Source organism: Ancylobacter moscoviensis (assembly GCF_007559435.1).
Lineage (GTDB): Bacteria > Pseudomonadota > Alphaproteobacteria > Rhizobiales > Xanthobacteraceae > Ancylobacter > Ancylobacter moscoviensis.
This window is the reverse complement of sequence record NZ_VMBP01000003.1, coordinates 60,106-75,901: the sequence shown is the minus strand read 5'-3', so window position 1 is coordinate 75,901 and position 15,796 is coordinate 60,106. Positions and strand designations below refer to the sequence as shown.

Below are 15,796 nucleotides of genomic sequence, written 5' to 3'. Positions count from 1 at the left end.
AGGGCTGGGACGATGGCGGAGATTACGGTCAAGGCGGGCCAGGCGCTCGAGCGTATCCTGACGCTTGAGCTGGTGCGCGTCACCGAGCGTGCGGCGGTTGCTTCCGCGAGCCTGCGCGGCCGCGGCGACGAGAAGGCGGCCGACAAGGCGGCGGTGGACGCCATGCGCCGCGAGCTGAACCGCCTGCCCATCGCCGGCCGCATCGTCATCGGCGAGGGCGAGCGCGACGAGGCGCCGATGCTGTTCATCGGCGAGGAGGTCGGCACCGGCAAGGGTCCGGCGGTCGACATCGCCGTCGACCCGCTGGAAGGCACGACGCTCTGCGCCAAGAACATGCCGGGCTCCATCGCCGTCATGGCGATGGCCGAGGGCGGCACGCTGCTCTACGCGCCGGACGTCTACATGGAGAAGATCGCCATCGGCCCCGGCTATCCCAAGGGCACGATCGACATCGACGCTTCGCCTGAGGACAACATCCATTCGCTCGCCAAGGCGAAGGGCGTGAAGCCGTCCGAGATCTCGGCGCTGATCCTCGACCGCCCGCGCCACGCGGCGATCATCGAGGCGGTGCGCAAGACCGGCGCGGCCGTGCAGCTCATCACCGACGGCGACGTTGCCGGCGTGATCCACACCACCAACCCGGAAGAGACCGGCGTCGACATCTATCTCGGCACCGGCGGCGCGCCGGAAGGCGTGCTGGCGGCCGCGGCCCTGCGCTGCATCGGCGGCGAGATGTACACCCGCCTCATCCTCGACACCGAGGAGAAGCGCGAGCGCGCCAAGAAGATGGGCGTCACCGACCCGAAGAAGATCTACACCATCACCGACATGGTGCGCGGCGACTGCCTGATCGCGGCGACGGGCGTCACCACCGGTAACCTGCTCAAGGGCGTGAAGTACGACAAGGGCGTGGTGAAGACCCACACCGTCGTCATGCGTTCGGCCACCGGCACGGTGCGCTGGATCGAGGCCGAGCACCGCGACCTCTCCAAGTTCCATCTCGGCTGAGACCGCCGGTCGCCGTTCCATTCCGGGCGGGGTGCGCGAGCGCCCCGCCTTTTTCTTTGACCGTATTTCTCTGGGAATGGCCGTTCGGGAAAGCCCGTTCACGGCCGCCGGGGGGCTTTGGCGACGGCTCGGTGTGCTGTATACCAGAGCATCGCCGGGGCGCGGTCCACGCGATTGCGCCCGGGAGAACGCAAAGCCAATTGCCAAAGCCAAAGGGAACGACCCATGCCCGCCCCCCATTCCGCGCTTCCCGCCCTGCTGGCCAAGATCGACACGCTCATCGAGGCCGACAAGTTCAAGGAGGTCGCCGAGACCTTCGCGGCCTTCGTCAAGGAGCACCCGACCACCAGCTACCTCGCCGCCGAGCCGATCCCGTTCAAGCTCAACGTGCGCTTCTCGAAGAAGCACGGCTCCTCGGCCACCACCACCTTCACCCTGCGCCACACCACCTGGGCCTCGGACGTGTCGGTCGCGCTGAAGCAGAGCCCGGAGGCCTTCGCGGCGCTGGTCGCCAAGTACGAGGCCGATCTCGCCGAGATTGCCAAGACGGTGAAGAAGGTCGCCTGAGCGCGCCTTCGCCGACGACATGAGGGAAGGCCGGCCACGGGGCCGGCCTTTTTGTTTTCCGGCGGTGCCGATCTGAAGGCCGTCATGGCCGGGCCGGGCCATCCACGCTTTTCGGTCTGTCCCCGTCAAGTCGTGGATGCCCAGCCCGAGGCCGGGCATGACGTCGTGTAGTGTGGGTAATGATCGGCGGCCTCGGGCGACTGCCTTCAACCCTCGTCATCCCGGCCGGGGCGCAGCGGAGAGCCGGGATCGCTTTCCATCCGGCGTGTGATCCCGGGCCGGCCTTGGCCGTCCGGGATGACGGCCGACGAAAACGGGATTACGCCCGCGCCGCGCCCTTCAGGAAATAGTCCACCCCGAGCTGCACCATGTCCGGCTGCGAGGCGTGCGGGCCGGGATGCTCGATATAGGTGAGCTCGTAGCCCGCGCCCCGCAGCTTGGCGGCATGCGCGCGGCCGGCGGTGTTGATCGGCGTCTGCGTGTCCTGCTGGCCGTGGGCGACGAACACCTTCGGCGAGCCCTCCTGCGCCAGCACGGTCATGAAGCCGGCCGAGAAGGCGAGGATGTGGGAGACGATCTGCCCGTTGCTCAGCCCGGTCGACAGCGAGTAGCTGCCGCCGTCCGAATGGCCGGCGAAGGCGAAATGATCCGGGTCCAGCGTGAAGCGCGAGGCGACCTCCGCGAGGCCGCGGTCGAGCCGCTCGCGGTCGGGCCCGTTGCCGGCGATCACGATGTCCCAGGTGGGAAACTGCGACTGCGGCACCAGCAGCAGGAAGCCGCGCTCCTCCGCATGCCGGCGCATGATCGGCATGATCTTCTCGGCGCTGCCGCCACCGCCGTGGAACAGCGTCATCAGCGGCGTCGGCCGGGCCGGATCGATGCCCTCCGGCACGACCAGCACATAGTCGCGCTCATCGAACAGGCCGAGATCGTGACGGCCGGCGGGAAGCGCCGGGCGGGTCGGGGCGGCGTGGCGGAAGTCGAGGCGGCCGAGCAGGGACAGGTTGAGCATGGCGCGCACCATAGTGCGCCCGCCGGTTCACGCAAGAAGGCGAGCGCGCGCCCTGTGCCATGAAGGGCACGCAGGGCTGATCTTGCCGCCGGCCTCTTTGCACGCGAACGGTGGAACGTTATCAGCGGCATTGTCGCGCGCGACTCGAATGCCGCGCCGGCGGCTAGCGGTTCGCCCAGAGGCCGCCTTTCCGCGTCCTCCCGCCTTCTGGTCTGCAATGCCGCTCAGGGACAAGCTGCTCGCCGTCGCCGTGATCTGCTTGTGGGCGCTCAACATGATCGTCATCAAGCTGGGCGTGGCGGAACTCCCGCCTATGCTGACCACGGCGCTGCGCTTCACGCTGGTTTCGGCGCTGCTGGTGCCGTTCACCCGCCTCTCGCGCAGGCAGCTGCCCGGCGTGCTGCTGGTGTCCGTCACTTTCGGCACCATCCATTTCGGTCTGCTCTTCGCGGCGCTGGAGCATGCCGAGGCGGGAACAAGCGCGGTCGTCATCCAATTGGGTGCGCCCATCGCGACGCTGCTGGCCTGCCTCTGGCTGCACGAGCCGCTCGGTCTCGTCCGGCTCGCCGGTCTCGTCATCTCGGTCGCCGGCATTGTGATCCTCGCCGCCGGCCCGACGCTGCCGCCGCCCCTGTCGCTGGTGCTGCTGGTGGTAAGCGCCAGCGGCTGGGCGGTGACGAACCTCATCGTCAAGCAGATGCCGGGTATCCGGCCGATGACGATGATGGGCTGGTCGTCGCTGTTCTCGGTCCCGCAGCTCCTGCTGGCGTCGTGGATCTTCGAGGCGGATCGTTGGGGAATGGTGGCCACCGCCGGCTGGAACGGCTGGTTCTCGGTCCTCTACAGTGCCGTCGGCTCGTCGATCATCGCCTATGGCATCTGGTACTGGCTGCTGCAGAGGCATTCGATCAATGCCGTGGTGCCCTATTCGATGCTCAACCCGCTGCTCACCGTGCTTTTCGGCATCGTGCTGATCGGCGACGATCCGTCGCCGGTGAAGATCATCGGCGCGCTGGTCATGGTGGTGGGCGTGGCGCTGATCCTGCGCAAGCCGACCACTACGCTGCCCGACACGGCGTGACGGAGCGCCATTTGACATAGGCCTGACGTCATCCCCGGGCTTGGCCCGGGGATCCACGCCTCTCTTCTGCCTGTCTGAAGTCGTGGATGGCCGGAACTCAGGCTTGCCTGAGTTCCGCTTCCAACAACCGAAGCCGGCAACTGCCGGCTTCGGGACAAGCCCGGCCATGACGGCGTTCGGTGGAAGCCTTACTTGGCCTTCAGGAAATCGCCGACTTCGAGCAGGATCATCTCGTTGTCGTCCGCCTTCTTCGGGTCGCGGCTCGACGAGAAGGGCAGGTTGTTGTCGTTGCCGACGACGATGTGCGTGGCATCGACCACGTCGACATTCTCGATGGTGAAGAAGGGGAAGGTCAGCACGCCGTCATTGAGCGGTTTGCGGGCCTTCTTGTCGGGGTCGGCGATCTTCATCAGGTCGATATGGCCGATCTTGCGCACCGGCTGGCCGACATTCGCATCCGTCAGCTCGACCTTGTAGACGCGCTTGAACTTGGCGAGGTCGTGGAAGCAGTCCGGGCCCTTGGTGCCTTCCGCGCAGGCCTTGTCGGCAGTGCCCTCGGCATTATCGCGCTCGATGATCAGGCCGGTGGTGCCGTCGATCATGTTGAAGTCGCCGATCGCGTTGCCGTTCTGCTCCAGCACGTACTGCCACACGCGGCCGGTCCACTTCTGCTGGCCGACGTCGAATTCGAGGATCGGCAGGAATTCCTTGCCGTCGGCGGTCTTCTGCCAGTCCTTCTTCGCCGCGTCCCAGAGCGGACCTTCGAGCAGGGCGTAGAGGAACTTGCCGTCCTTGGAGGCGGCCATGCCCTCGAAGCCCTTGGAGCGGCGGGCGTTGAACTCGGCCGGCTGGTTCGGCGCGCCGGCGGAGGCGACGAGGTAGTTGTCGGGCGAGCGCACCGGCGCCTCGCCGGCGACCGTGTCGAACACGGCGAGCACCTTGCCGGTCTTGTCGGCCTTGATCAGGAAGGGGCCGAACTCTTCCGCGATCCACAGGTCGTCGCCGATGATCTGGAAGCTCTCGAGGTCGAAGTCGGAGCCGGTGAGATAGCGCTTTTCGGTGCCGTCATGGACGATGCGGAACGGCACCTTCTTGTCGGGGTCGGTGAGGAAGACGGTCTCGACCGGCTCGAAGGCGCCCGTGGCCCAGTCGATCTTGTAGCGGTTGAGATAGAGCGCCGAATCCGAGCTGTTGGCCTTGGAGCCGAAGCCGTTGTCGGTGAGGATCCAGAAAGTGCCGTCCGGCATCACCTTGACGCCCGAATGCCCCTGGCGCGGCTGGCCCTTGAACGGCACGGAGACGCCGGTCGGACGCCCGCCGGACTTGCCTTCCACCGTGCCGATGGCCTCGACGCGCTTGCCGGTCGTGTACTTGCCGGAGGTCTTCAGGTCTTCCGGCGCGTCGGCCGGCATCTCGATGAAGCTCTCCGCCGGCAGCACGGCGTGGCCGGCGAGGGTGGCGGGGTAGGTCTGGTCGGCACGGGCGCCGGAGGAGGCGAGGGCGACGAGCGCCAGCGCGGCGCTCGCGAGCAGGGAGTGGCGGGAGGCGATGCAGGCCATGGCGGTTCTCCGTTGGGAAGGGGCGGCGAAGCCGGGAGCGCCCTTCCTGACCCGCCGCCATGTCGGCCAAGCAACGGAGCGATGACGGAGCGATGACGCTCCCCGCCGGCGTCGCGGCTCCTGCCCGGCCGGGCGAAAACGGCGGCGCGGGCGTGCCGTGCGCGGGGAACGGCTTCATGCGCGCGGCGCATCGTGCTTATCCTGCGGGCCATGAGTCTCGTCCTTCCCACCGCCGCGCCGGCGCCCCGGCCGTTCCTCGGCGTCTCCCGCTCGGTCACGGGCCGCTTCTGGCGCGAGCGGCTCGACGCGCGCGCCGCGCAGGCCACCCTCGCCATGGTGCAGCGTCACGGCGTGCCGGAGATCCTCGCCCGCGTGCTCGCCGGGCGCGGCGTCGGCATCGACGAGGTCGAGGCGTGGCTCGACCCGACCGTGCGCCGCCTGCTGCCCGATCCCGACACGCTCACCGATATGGGCGCCTGCGTCGCCCGGCTGGCCGACGCGGTGGTGAAGGGCGAATCCGTCGCGGTGTTCGGCGACTACGACGTGGACGGCGCCACCTCGACCGCCCTGCTGGTCGAGGTGCTGCGTGCCGGCGGGCTCGATCCTGCCTTCCACATTCCCGACCGCATCTTCGAGGGCTACGGGCCGAACATTCCCGCCATCGAGGCGCTGGCCGCGCGCGGCGCGAGCCTGCTCGTCACCGTCGACTGCGGCACGATGAGCTTCGAGCCCTTCGCCCGCGCCCGCGAGATCGGCCTCGACGTCGTGGTGATCGACCATCATCAGGCGGGCGAGACGCTGCCCGCGGTCGAGGCGCTGGTGAACCCCAACCGCGTGGACGACCTCTCCGGCCTCGGGCACCTGTGCGCCGTCGGCCTCGTCTTCGTGGTGGCGGTCGGGCTGGTGCGGGAACTGCGCCGGCGCGGCTGGTGGAACGCGGAGCGGCCCGAGCCGGACCTGCTCGCCAGCCTCGACCTCGTGGCGCTCGGCACGGTGGCCGACGTCGTGCCGCTGCTCGGCCTCAACCGCGCCTATGTGACCAAGGGCCTTCTCCAGCTGAGGAAGCGCGAGCGCCCCGGCCTCACGGCGCTGATGGACGCTGCGCGCCTCTCCGGCCCCCCCAAGGCATGGCACCTCGGCTTCCTGCTCGGCCCGCGCATCAATGCCGGCGGGCGCATCGGCGACGCGGGTCTGGGCACCCGGCTGCTGCTCACCCGCGATCCCATCGAGGCGCAGGCGATCGCCGCCGAGCTCGACCGGCTGAACACCGAGCGCCAGCAGGTCGAGCGGGCCATCGTCGCCGAGGCGGAAGCCGAAGCCGAGGCTGCCCTCGGTCTGGCGGGCGAGGGGGCGGTGATCCTCTCCAGCGGGCAGGGCTGGCATCCCGGCGTGGTCGGCCTCGTCGCCGCGCGGCTGAAGGAGAAGTTCGGCCGCCCGGCCTTCGCCATCGCCTTCACCGGCGAGACCGGCGCCGGCTCGGCCCGTTCCATCCCCGGCGTCGATGTCGGCCGGGCGGTTCGCGGGGCGGTCGAGCTCGGCCTTCTGGTGAAGGGCGGCGGCCACGCCATGGCGGCGGGCCTCACCGTGGCGCGCGACCGGCTCGGGGACCTGCGCGCCTATCTGGAGGAGGCGCTGACCGTCTCCGTCGAGGAGGCGCGGGCGGTGGACGAGACGATGATCGACGGCGCCCTCTCGGCGGCCGGCGCGACGCCGGATCTGGTCGACCTCATGGAGCGGGCGGGGCCCTACGGCGCCGGCAATCCGCAGCCCGTCTTCGCCTTCCCCGCCCATCGTGTCATCTATGCCGAGGCGGGCAATGCCGATCAGGTGCGGGTGCGCCTGCGCGGCTCGGACGGGGCGGTCATCTCCGGCGTTGCCTTCCGCGCGGCCAACGCCCCGCTCGGTCAGGCGCTGATGGCGGCGCGCGGCCAGCAGGTCCATGTCGCCGGCACGCTCGATCTCGACACCTGGCAGGGGCGCACGCAGGTGAGCCTGCGCGTCAGCGACCTCGCCTCAACGGAAATGCCGTGAGAATACATGGCGTTGTGTCAGATTCCGGAATCAATTCGTCAGACTGTTGAATCGGTGTTTGAAGCCGTCGCGGAACCTCTTCCACCAGCGGAATCGCCCACCGCGTTCCCCGGCCCAAGCGGCTGGCGGCACTGCGGAATTAAGACCGCGTTAACCCTGAATCGAAAGCTCAGCCGGTGAGTCCAAGCCACGACAGCGACTCGCGGATTCCCTCGGTGGCCGTCATCGGCGCCGGCCCGGCGGGTCTGATCGCCGCCGAGACGCTGGCGCGGGCCGGCTGCCGGGTGACGGTCTATGAGCGCATGGCCTCGCCGGCGCGAAAATTCCTCATCGCCGGGCGCGGCGGGCTGAACCTCACCCACTCCGAGCCGCGCGCGCCGTTCCTCGCCCGCTACGGCGCGGCGGCGGAGTGGCTGGCGCCGATGATCGACGCTTTCCCACCCGGCCGGCTGCGCGCCTTTGCCGAAGGGCTCGGCGAGGCGACCTTCGTCGGGTCGAGCGGCCGCGTCTTCCCCAGGAGCTTCAAGGCGTCGCCTCTGCTGCGCGCCTGGCTCGGCCAGCTGGAGGGGCTCGGCGTGCGGCTGGCGAGCCGGCACCGCTGGCTCGGCTGGGGCGCCGGGGGAGCGCTGCGCTTCGAAACCCCGGAGGGCGAAGGCGAGGTCTCCTGCGACGTCGCCATCCTCGCGCTGGGCGGCGCGAGCTGGCCGCGCCTCGGCAGCGACGGCGGCTGGGTCGCGATCCTCGAGGAGCAGGGCATCGCCGTCGCGCCGCTGCGTGCCGCAAACAGCGGCGTGCGCATCGGCTGGTCGGAAGCGTTCCGCACCCGCTTCGCCGGCGAGCCGCTGAAGCGCATCGCGCTCGCGGTCGAGGGGGTGAGCGTGCGCGGCGAGGCGATGATCGATGCCGCCGGGCTGGAGGGCGGCGTGGTCTATGCCCAGTCCGCCCGGCTGCGGGAAGCCATCGCCCGCGAGGGGCAGGTCGCCTTCGAGATCGACCTGCGGCCGGACCTCGGCCTCGATGCCCTCGCGGCCCGGCTGGCGCGCGCCCGCAAGGGCGAGACGCTGGCGAACTGGCTGCGCAAGGCGGCGGGCCTGTCCCCCGCTGCGGCGGGTCTCCTGCGCGAGGCGGCCTTCCCGCTGCCGGCAGAACCGGAGGCGCTGGCGCGGCGGGTCAAGGCCGTTCCGCTGGTGGCGACCGCCATGGCGCCGCTGGAGCGGGCGATATCGTCGGCCGGGGGCATCGCGCGCGCCGCCCTCGACGAGCGTCTGATGCTGCGCGCCCGTCCCGGCGTCTTCGCCGCCGGCGAGATGCTGGATTGGGAGGCGCCGACCGGCGGCTATCTCCTGCAGGCGAGCTTCGCCACCGGCTTCGCGGCAGCCTGTGGCGCGCTGCAATGGCTGAACCGCCCCGCGCCGGAGGCGTGGGCCGGTCCGTGGGCGGCCGGGGATGAGAGGGAAATGGCGCGGGACGACAGCTGAGGGAGCGCGTGCCGTCGTCCCGCGCGGTTCACGAGACCTGCCGGGATAAGGGTCTCGCGAAGGATTTGCCGGTAAGTTCGATGGTCGCGAGTGGTATTCGCGGTTCATCGTCGGCGTTGCGAGGATAAATACGCGCGCTTTTCGTCATGTACAACGATTATCTTCCGATATTATTATAGTTCTAAACTATTGGATCTGTGTTTTACTTTGCCGGCGACGGTGCTCGCGTCCGCGGCTTGCGCCGTCCGCGCGGGGCGCTTAACTCCCTGCGGTGAGGGGCGCGACGCGACGGGACGCGAGAGGTAGGCATGGCACGTCTGTTCTTCCGCCGGGGATCGGCCGGCGAGGCCGCACCGGATGCGGCGCGCGAGCTTGCGACCAAGGCGCGCGTGCTGCTGGGCGTGGGCGAGGAAACCACCATCTCGATCAGTGAGATCGCGTGCGGCGATCCCGCCTGCGGCGGGGCCGAGACGGTCGTGCTGGTCATGCGGCCGGGCCGGCGCACCGAGGCGGCCAAACTCATGAAACCGCTGTCGACCGTGACCGACGACGAACTGGCCGAAGCGCTGCAGCCGCTTCTTGACCCTGCGTCATAAGCGGGAGGCGGCGAGGCAAGTATTGCTGCGGATTTACATGTCTTCCGCGCTTGTGTTCCGTGTCATCGCAGTATGAAAGCGTTCTAAAGTAAGTCCGAACACTTGCGACTTCTTGGGGCGGTGGCGTAGGAGTCTCCCGCTATGACGCCGCGACGCCGGCGGGAGGAGACATTCCATGCGAGCCAGATCACTGTTCGCCGCGCCGCTTCTCGCGGCCGTCGCGCTGGGTGCCATCGTTGCGGCCGGCCCGGCTGCGGCCGACAACGCCCCGAAGGTGCGCGACATCGTCGTCACCTACGCCAACATCGCCGAGGCGATGTATGCCGACAGCCTGAAGACCGCCAAGGATCTGCAGGCGGCGGTCAATGCCTTCGTCGCCGACCCGACCGAGGCCAATCTCGACAAGGCCAAGGCCGCCTGGAAGGCCGCCCGCGTGCCCTACCAGCAGTCCGAGGGCTACCGCTTCGGCAACGCCATCGTCGATGACTGGGAAGGCCGCGTGAACGCCTGGCCGCTCGACGAGGGGCTGATCGACTATGTCGACAAGAGCTACGGCGACTCCTCGGACGAGAACCCGCTCTACACCGCCAACGTGATCGCCAACACCAAGATCCGCGTCGGCAAGAAGACCATCGACGCCTCGAAGATCACGCCGAAGCTGCTGGACAGCCTTCAGGAGGCGGGCGGCGTCGAGTCGAACGTCGCCATCGGCTACCACGCCATCGAGTTCCTGCTGTGGGGCCAGGACCTCAACGGCACGGGCGCCGGTGCCGGCAAGCGCCCGGCCACCGACTACTCGACCACGAACTGCACCAACGGCAATTGCGACCGCCGCGCCGCCTATCTGAAGGCCGCCACCGATCTGCTCGTGTCCGATCTCGAGGACATGACCAAGGCGTGGGGCGCCAAGGGCAAGGCCCGCGCTGCCGTGGCGAAGCAGAAGGACAAGGCCGCTCTCGGCACCATCCTCACCGGCCTCGGCTCGCTCTCCTATGGCGAGTTGGCGGGCGAGCGCATGAAGCTCGGCCTCATCCTCCACGATCCCGAGGAGGAGCACGACTGCTTCTCCGACAACACCCACAACTCGCACTATTATGACGAGTTGGGCATCGCCTCGATCTATCGCGGCAAGTACACCCGCGTGGATGGCTCGGTGGTCGAGGGGCCGTCGGTCGCCGCCTATGCGGCCGCCGTCGCGCCGAAGGCTGCCGAGGAAGCCGACGTCAAGGTCGCCGTCGCGCTGGCCGCCCTCAAGGCGATCAAGGACGAGGCCGACAGCGGCAAGCAGGCCTACGACCAGATGATCGGCGAGGGCAATGCCGAGGGCAACGCGCTTGTGCAGAAGGGTGTCGACGCGCTCGTCGCCCAGACCCGCGCCATCGAGGGCGTGGTCGGCGCGCTGAAGCTCAAGATCAAGGTCGAGGGCTCGGACAGCCTGGACGATCCGTCCAAGGTCGGTCAGTGAGGCCATGATGAAGAAGAGCGGCGCGGGTCTCTCGCGCCGCGCCTTTCTCGGCGCGGGCGCGGTCCTCGGGGCATCGGCGTGGCTCGCGCCGACGCGGACCGGACAGGCGCGGGTTCCCGCGCCCTTCGCGCCGACGCGGACGGTGGCGCTGAAGGCCGGCGAGTCCGAGCTGAAGCTGCTCGGGCCCGACAGGCCGGCGACCCGCATCCTCGCCTATGACGGGGAGCCGTTCCGCACCTTGCGCCTGCCGCGCGGCACCCGGCTTCAGGCGACCTTCCTGAACGGGATGCACGAAGGCTCGACGCTGCATTTCCACGGCATCCGCATGCCGAACGAATATGACGGCGTGCCGACCCTGACCCAGCCGCTGGTGCAGCCGGGCGGAAGCTTCGTGCACCTGCTGCCGCTGGACGATCCCGGCACCTTCTTCTTCCATCCCCATTGCGACGAGACCGGCCAGGCGGGGCGGGGGCTGGTGGGCGTGCTCATTGTCGAGGATCCGCGCGATCCGGCATTCGACGCCGAGTACGTGCTGACGCTCAAGGACTGGCGGCTCGCCGACGATGGCGGCTTCCTCGAGCTCTCCGAGCCCGACGGCGCCTCCAAGGCCGGCACCTTCGGCGCCACGCGCACCGTCAACGGCGCCGCCTCGCTGAACCTGACGGCGCCGGCGGGCGGGGATGTGCGGCTGCGCATCCTCAACGTCGATTCCACCCGCATCATGGATATCGGCGTCGAGGGCGGCGAGGCGTGGCTCATCGCGGTGGACGGCCATGCGCTCAAGCCCGTGCGGCTCGACGACCTGCCGGACGGCGTCTGGCGCATGGGGCCGGCGCAGCGCATCGATGTGCATCTGCGCATGCCACGCGACGGCAGCCCGGTGCAGGTCGGCGACTACCGCGCTGCCGACATCTACCACTTCGCCACCATCGCCGCCGAGGGCAAGGTTGCCCGGCCACGGAAGGGGCCACTCGCGCTGCCGAAGCCCGAACTGCCGCGCCCGGACATGAAGAAGGCGGAGCGCTTGTCCTTCACCCTCCAGCAGGCGACCGACGCGGCGGTGAAGGACATCGCCCTGCCGCCCGACGACCCGCTGGCCAAGGCGCTGCTCGACAGCCTGTGCGTCGGCTCGACCACCTATTGGGGCATCGATTCCGAATCCTGGCCGACCGGCAGTCGCCGCAACGTGCCGCCGCCGCTGGCGCGCATGACGACGGGCCGCTCCTATGCCGTCGAGATCAAGAACGAGACGCGCTTCCCCCATCCCGTGCACCTGCACGGCCACGCCTTCGAGGTGCTGTCGTCGAGCCTCGACCGCCTGCCGCGCCATTTCGCCGATACGGTGCTGGTGCAGCCCGGCGAGGCGGTGACGGTCGCCTTCGTCGCCGCGCCGGGCGACTGGGTGTTCCATTGCCACATCCTGGAGCATATGGAGACCGGGATGATGGGCTATTTCCGGATCGTGTGATGGGCCGCCGCCACCATGCCCGGCGCCCGGCGCCCTCCTCGGGCGTCCGGTCGCTGCGTGCCGTCCTGCTCGGTCTGGCGCTTCTCCCGGCGCCCGCCCTTGCCGAGGACAGTCGTCTCGACGCCGCCATCGGCAAGGCGCTGTTCGAGCGGCCCTGGGTGCCGGCGCCGAGCTCCACCCGCGCCAATGACGGCCTCGGCCCGCTCTTCGACGCGCGCTCCTGCTCCGCCTGCCATCCCGGCGGCGCGCGGCACGGCGCCACGGCGCTCGACGGGGCCGGGCGGCCGGACGGGCTCGGCCTGGTGCTGTCGCTGTTCCGCGCCGATGGCCAGGGCGATCCCGTCTATGGCCACCGGCTGGAGACCATGACGCTGCCGGGCGTTCCGGCCGAGGGCACCTTCGCCGTCTCGGTGGAGAAGGGCCGCCGCGTGCCGCGCATCGAGGTGCCCGGCTACGGCCCGCTCGATCCGGCGACGCATGTCTCCCTGCGCGCCGCGCCGGACCTGCGCGGGCGCGGCAAGCTGGAGCTGGTGGACGACGCGGCCATTCTCGCCCTCGAGGACCCGGACGATCGCGACGGCGACGGGGTGCGCGGCCGCGCGCGGCGGTTCGAGCCGCCCGAGGGCGGCTCCGTCGTCGGCCGCTTCGGCTGGAAGGCGAGCCACCCGACGTTGGCGGGCCAGACCTCGGAAGCCTTCGCGCTCGATCTCGGCCTGTCGACGCCGCTGCGGCCCGAGCCGTGGGGCGACTGCACGGAGGCGCAAACCGCCTGCCGCAGCGCGCCGCACGGGCGCGACGCGGAGGGCGAGCCGGAAATCTCCGCCGCTATCGTCGACCGCATCGTCGCCTATCTGCGCGGCCTCAAGCTGCCGGCATCGGAGGCGGATGCGCGCGGGGCGGTTGCCGAGGCGCGCGGTGCGAAGCTCTTCGCCGCCACGGGCTGCACCGCCTGCCACCGTCCCTCGCTGCCCACGCGCGGCGGCGGCAGCGTGTCGCTCCACACAGACGTGCTGCTGCACGACATGGGCGCGGGACTGGCCGACACCTCCGGCGTGCCGGGCGCGGCGGCCGGCGAATGGCGCACCGCGCCGCTGGCCGGCATCTCCGGCGCGCTGGCGCGCGGTGTCGGCCTGCTGCACGATGGCCGCGCCGCGACCGTCGCCGAAGCCGTGGGCTGGCACGACGGCGAGGCGGCGGGCGCCCGCACCCGTTTCGAGGCGCTGGACGCGAGGGAGCGCCGGACGCTGATCGATTATGTCTCTTCCCTCTAGAGCGAGGCCGACCATGAACCGCTCCCCCTTCGCCGTGGCGCTGGCGCTGGCGAGCCAGATCGGGCAGGCGGCGCAGGGCGTGCCCGCCATCGCGGCCGCCACCGCGCTCATCGGCAACATCTTCGTCAGCCGCGCCCATGCCGCCGCGATCTCGGCGCCCGACGTGGTCGAGAGCTGGCTGCTGCCGCGCTACGACACGCTGCTTGCCGGCGCGAAGGCCCAGCAGGAGGCGTGGGAGGCTTTCTGCAAGACTCCTTCCGCCGAGGGCGTGGCCGGGCTGAAGGCGCGCTTCGCCGCCGTTTCCGATGCCTGGGCCTCGGTGGAGTTCATCACCTTCGGCCCGGTGATGCTGTCGCTGCGCGCGGATCGCTTCAACCTGTTCCCCGAGCGGCGCAACGCCGTCGGGCGCTCGGTGGCGGAGATCGTCGCCGATCCAACCGACGAGCGCTTGCAGCCGGACCGCTTCTTCCGTCTCAGCGCGGCGGTGCAGGGCCTGCCCGCGATGGAGCGCCTGCTCTATGACGACGGCGCCGAGGCGGCGCTGCTGTCCGGCCCGGAAGCGTTGCGCCGCTGTGCCCTCGGCCGGGCTGTCGCCGGCAACCTCGCCATCATCGCCGGCGAACTGCGCGACGGCTGGGGAAGCAAGAGCGGGGGCCTTCTTGCCCAGCTTCTCGCCGGCAAGGCGGACCCCGTCTACTTCCCCGAGCCCAACGCCCTGCTGAGCCAGATCGTGACCGATCTCGCCGGTGCCTATCAGCGCGTCGTCGACCAGCGCCTGCTGGTGGTGCTGGGCAAGAACCCGGACGAGGCCAGGCCGCTTCTGGCCGACCGCCGCCGCAGCGGCCTGTCGAAGGAAACCATCGTCGCCATCATCGCCAGCGCCGGCGAGCTGGCGGAGCGCCTCGCGCAGGGGCTCGCCGCCAAGGATCAGGCGAGCATCGCCAAGACCATGCAGGCCGCCCGCGCGGCCGCCGAAGGATTGCCCGACGACATCGGCGCGGCGGCGACCACGGCGCAGGGCCGCAAGACGCTGGAAGGCGCGGCCGCCGCCTTCAAGGCGGCGCAGGCAAGCGTCGCCAGCCCACTGGCCGCCGGTCTCGGCGTGCCGCTCGGCTTCAACGCGCTCGACGGCGACTGAGGGGAGGCGGGGATGGGACGTCTCGATCTTTCCCGCCGCTCGCTGCTGGGCCGGCTCAGCGGCCTGGCGGTCGCGCCGCGCGTTCTGTTCGGCGGTGCCGCGCACGCGCAGGATCATCTGCTGGAAGCCGAATGGCTCGCCACTGCCGGTGTCGAGGGCGGCTTCGCGCCGGTGGTGCTGGCGCCCGATTTCGCCGCGACGTCGGTCGGTGCCGGCACGCAGCGCCTGCATTGGGTGGAACCGAGCCCGGACGGGCGCACGGCGGTGGCCGTCGCCCGTCGTCCCGGCACCACCGCGGTGCTGTTCGACCGGCGCGCCGGCTCCGTGCTGGCGACCTTCGAGCCGGGCGAGGGGCGGGTGTTTTCCGGCCATGGCCGGTTCGTGGATGGCGGCCAGCGTTTCCTCGCGGTGGAGATCGACCGTGCCAGCGGGCAGGGCACGGTCTCGCGCCGCGTGGTCGAGGCGGGCTTTGCCATCGAGGCGGAATGGGCGTCCTCCGGCATGGGGCCGCATGACATGCTGCCGGCCGGCGGCGCGCTCGTCGTCGCCAATGGCGGCATCGAGCCCCACACGCCGGAAGCGCTCGGCGCCGAGATCGCCGGCTCCAGCGTCGCCCGGCTCGATCCCGTCACCGGCGCGGTGCGCTCCGTCGCCGAGCTGGACGAGGATCTCGCCTCGTTATCGCTGCGCCATCTGACCTCCGGCCACGACGGCTTCACCGTGGTCGCCGCGCAGGACCTGCTGGCGGACGGCATCGCCCGTCCGCTCCTCTACGCGGTGGAGGCAAACGGCCTGCGCGCCTTCGACGCCCCGGAGGAGGCGTGGCGCGGGCTGCGCACCTATGTCGGCTCGGTGGCGCTCGATGCCTCCGGCGCCTTCGTCGCGGCGGCGAGCCCGCGCGGCAACATGGTCGCCGTCTGGCGCCGGGACGGGCGCTTCGTCGGCACGCTGCCGCTGGTCGATGGCTGCGGTCTGGCGCCGACGCGCGAGGCGGGCCGCTTCCTCGCCACCAGCGGGCTCGGCGAGACCGTGCTGATCGGCACCGATGGCGACAGCCTCGGCGTTCTGGCCCGGCGCTCCGGCGGACCGCGCTTCGACAATCACGCGGTGCTGGCAGCCTGA

Annotated in this window: 13 protein-coding genes; 11 read left to right on the top strand and 2 right to left on the bottom strand. The window is 70.5% G+C overall.

Translation table 11 applies throughout. The features are described from left to right. Window positions 1-12: 12 nt before the first annotated feature. Both glpX and FO470_RS10455 read left to right on the top strand, forming a co-directional pair. Window positions 13-1,008 carry a class II fructose-bisphosphatase gene (glpX, locus tag FO470_RS10460; protein WP_144342911.1) on the top strand — a complete coding sequence of 332 codons (996 nt, stop codon included), beginning with the start codon at window positions 13-15 and terminating at the stop codon, window positions 1,006-1,008. Window positions 1,009-1,233: 225 nt separating this feature from the next. Continuing rightward, window positions 1,234-1,575 carry a hypothetical protein gene (locus FO470_RS10455; RefSeq protein WP_144342910.1) on the top strand — a complete coding sequence of 114 codons (342 nt, stop codon included), beginning with the start codon at window positions 1,234-1,236 and terminating at the stop codon, window positions 1,573-1,575. Between the two features lie 319 nt (window positions 1,576-1,894). Here FO470_RS10455 and FO470_RS10450 read toward each other — a convergent pair whose 3' ends face one another. Then, complete coding sequence (locus tag FO470_RS10450) at window positions 1,895-2,599, bottom strand: alpha/beta hydrolase (protein ID WP_144342909.1); 705 nt, start codon at window positions 2,597-2,599, stop codon at window positions 1,895-1,897. Between the two features lie 205 nt (window positions 2,600-2,804). Here FO470_RS10450 and FO470_RS10445 point away from each other — a divergent pair, with 205 nt between their 5' ends. Continuing rightward, entirely contained in the window at window positions 2,805-3,668 is an 864-nt protein-coding gene (locus FO470_RS10445; protein WP_144342908.1) for a DMT family transporter, read from the top strand. 188 nt (window positions 3,669-3,856) lie between these two features. Here the strand turns inward: FO470_RS10445 and FO470_RS10440 are convergent, their stop codons facing one another. Beyond that, complete coding sequence (locus FO470_RS10440) at window positions 3,857-5,227, bottom strand: esterase-like activity of phytase family protein (RefSeq protein WP_144342907.1); 1,371 nt, start codon at window positions 5,225-5,227, stop codon at window positions 3,857-3,859. A gap of 210 nt (window positions 5,228-5,437) precedes the next feature. Between FO470_RS10440 and recJ the strand changes: the two genes are divergently transcribed. The 8 genes from recJ to FO470_RS10400 all read left to right on the top strand — a co-directional run bounded on the left by recJ (window position 5,438) and on the right by FO470_RS10400 (window position 15,796). Then, the gene (gene recJ, locus FO470_RS10435; RefSeq protein ID WP_144342906.1) at window positions 5,438-7,258 is read left to right on the top strand and encodes a single-stranded-DNA-specific exonuclease RecJ; all 1,821 of its coding nucleotides are present in this window, start codon (window positions 5,438-5,440) and stop codon (window positions 7,256-7,258) included. Window positions 7,259-7,473: 215 nt separating this feature from the next. Then, entirely contained in the window at window positions 7,474-8,736 is a 1,263-nt protein-coding gene (locus tag FO470_RS10430; RefSeq protein ID WP_144343256.1) for a BaiN/RdsA family NAD(P)/FAD-dependent oxidoreductase, read from the top strand. Between the two features lie 308 nt (window positions 8,737-9,044). Further along, window positions 9,045-9,332, top strand: a complete 288-nt coding sequence (locus FO470_RS10425) for a hypothetical protein (RefSeq protein WP_144342905.1) — start codon at window positions 9,045-9,047, stop codon at window positions 9,330-9,332. Window positions 9,333-9,507: 175 nt separating this feature from the next. Next, complete coding sequence (locus tag FO470_RS10420; RefSeq protein WP_144342904.1) at window positions 9,508-10,797, top strand: imelysin family protein; 1,290 nt, start codon at window positions 9,508-9,510, stop codon at window positions 10,795-10,797. A 4-nt stretch (window positions 10,798-10,801) separates the two neighbouring features. Then, entirely contained in the window at window positions 10,802-12,265 is a 1,464-nt protein-coding gene (locus FO470_RS10415; RefSeq protein ID WP_246659550.1) for a multicopper oxidase family protein, read from the top strand. Then, window positions 12,265-13,536, top strand: coding sequence for a di-heme oxidoredictase family protein (locus FO470_RS10410; protein WP_144342903.1), 1,272 nt, complete (start codon window positions 12,265-12,267; stop codon window positions 13,534-13,536). The genes FO470_RS10415 and FO470_RS10410 overlap by 1 nt, the downstream gene beginning before the upstream one ends. Before the next feature lie 13 nt (window positions 13,537-13,549). Continuing rightward, window positions 13,550-14,674: an imelysin family protein gene (locus tag FO470_RS10405; protein ID WP_144342902.1), complete on the top strand. Its 1,125-nt coding sequence runs from the start codon at window positions 13,550-13,552 to the stop codon at window positions 14,672-14,674. A 12-nt stretch (window positions 14,675-14,686) separates the two neighbouring features. Then, window positions 14,687-15,796, top strand: coding sequence for a DUF1513 domain-containing protein (locus tag FO470_RS10400; RefSeq protein ID WP_144342901.1), 1,110 nt, complete (start codon window positions 14,687-14,689; stop codon window positions 15,794-15,796).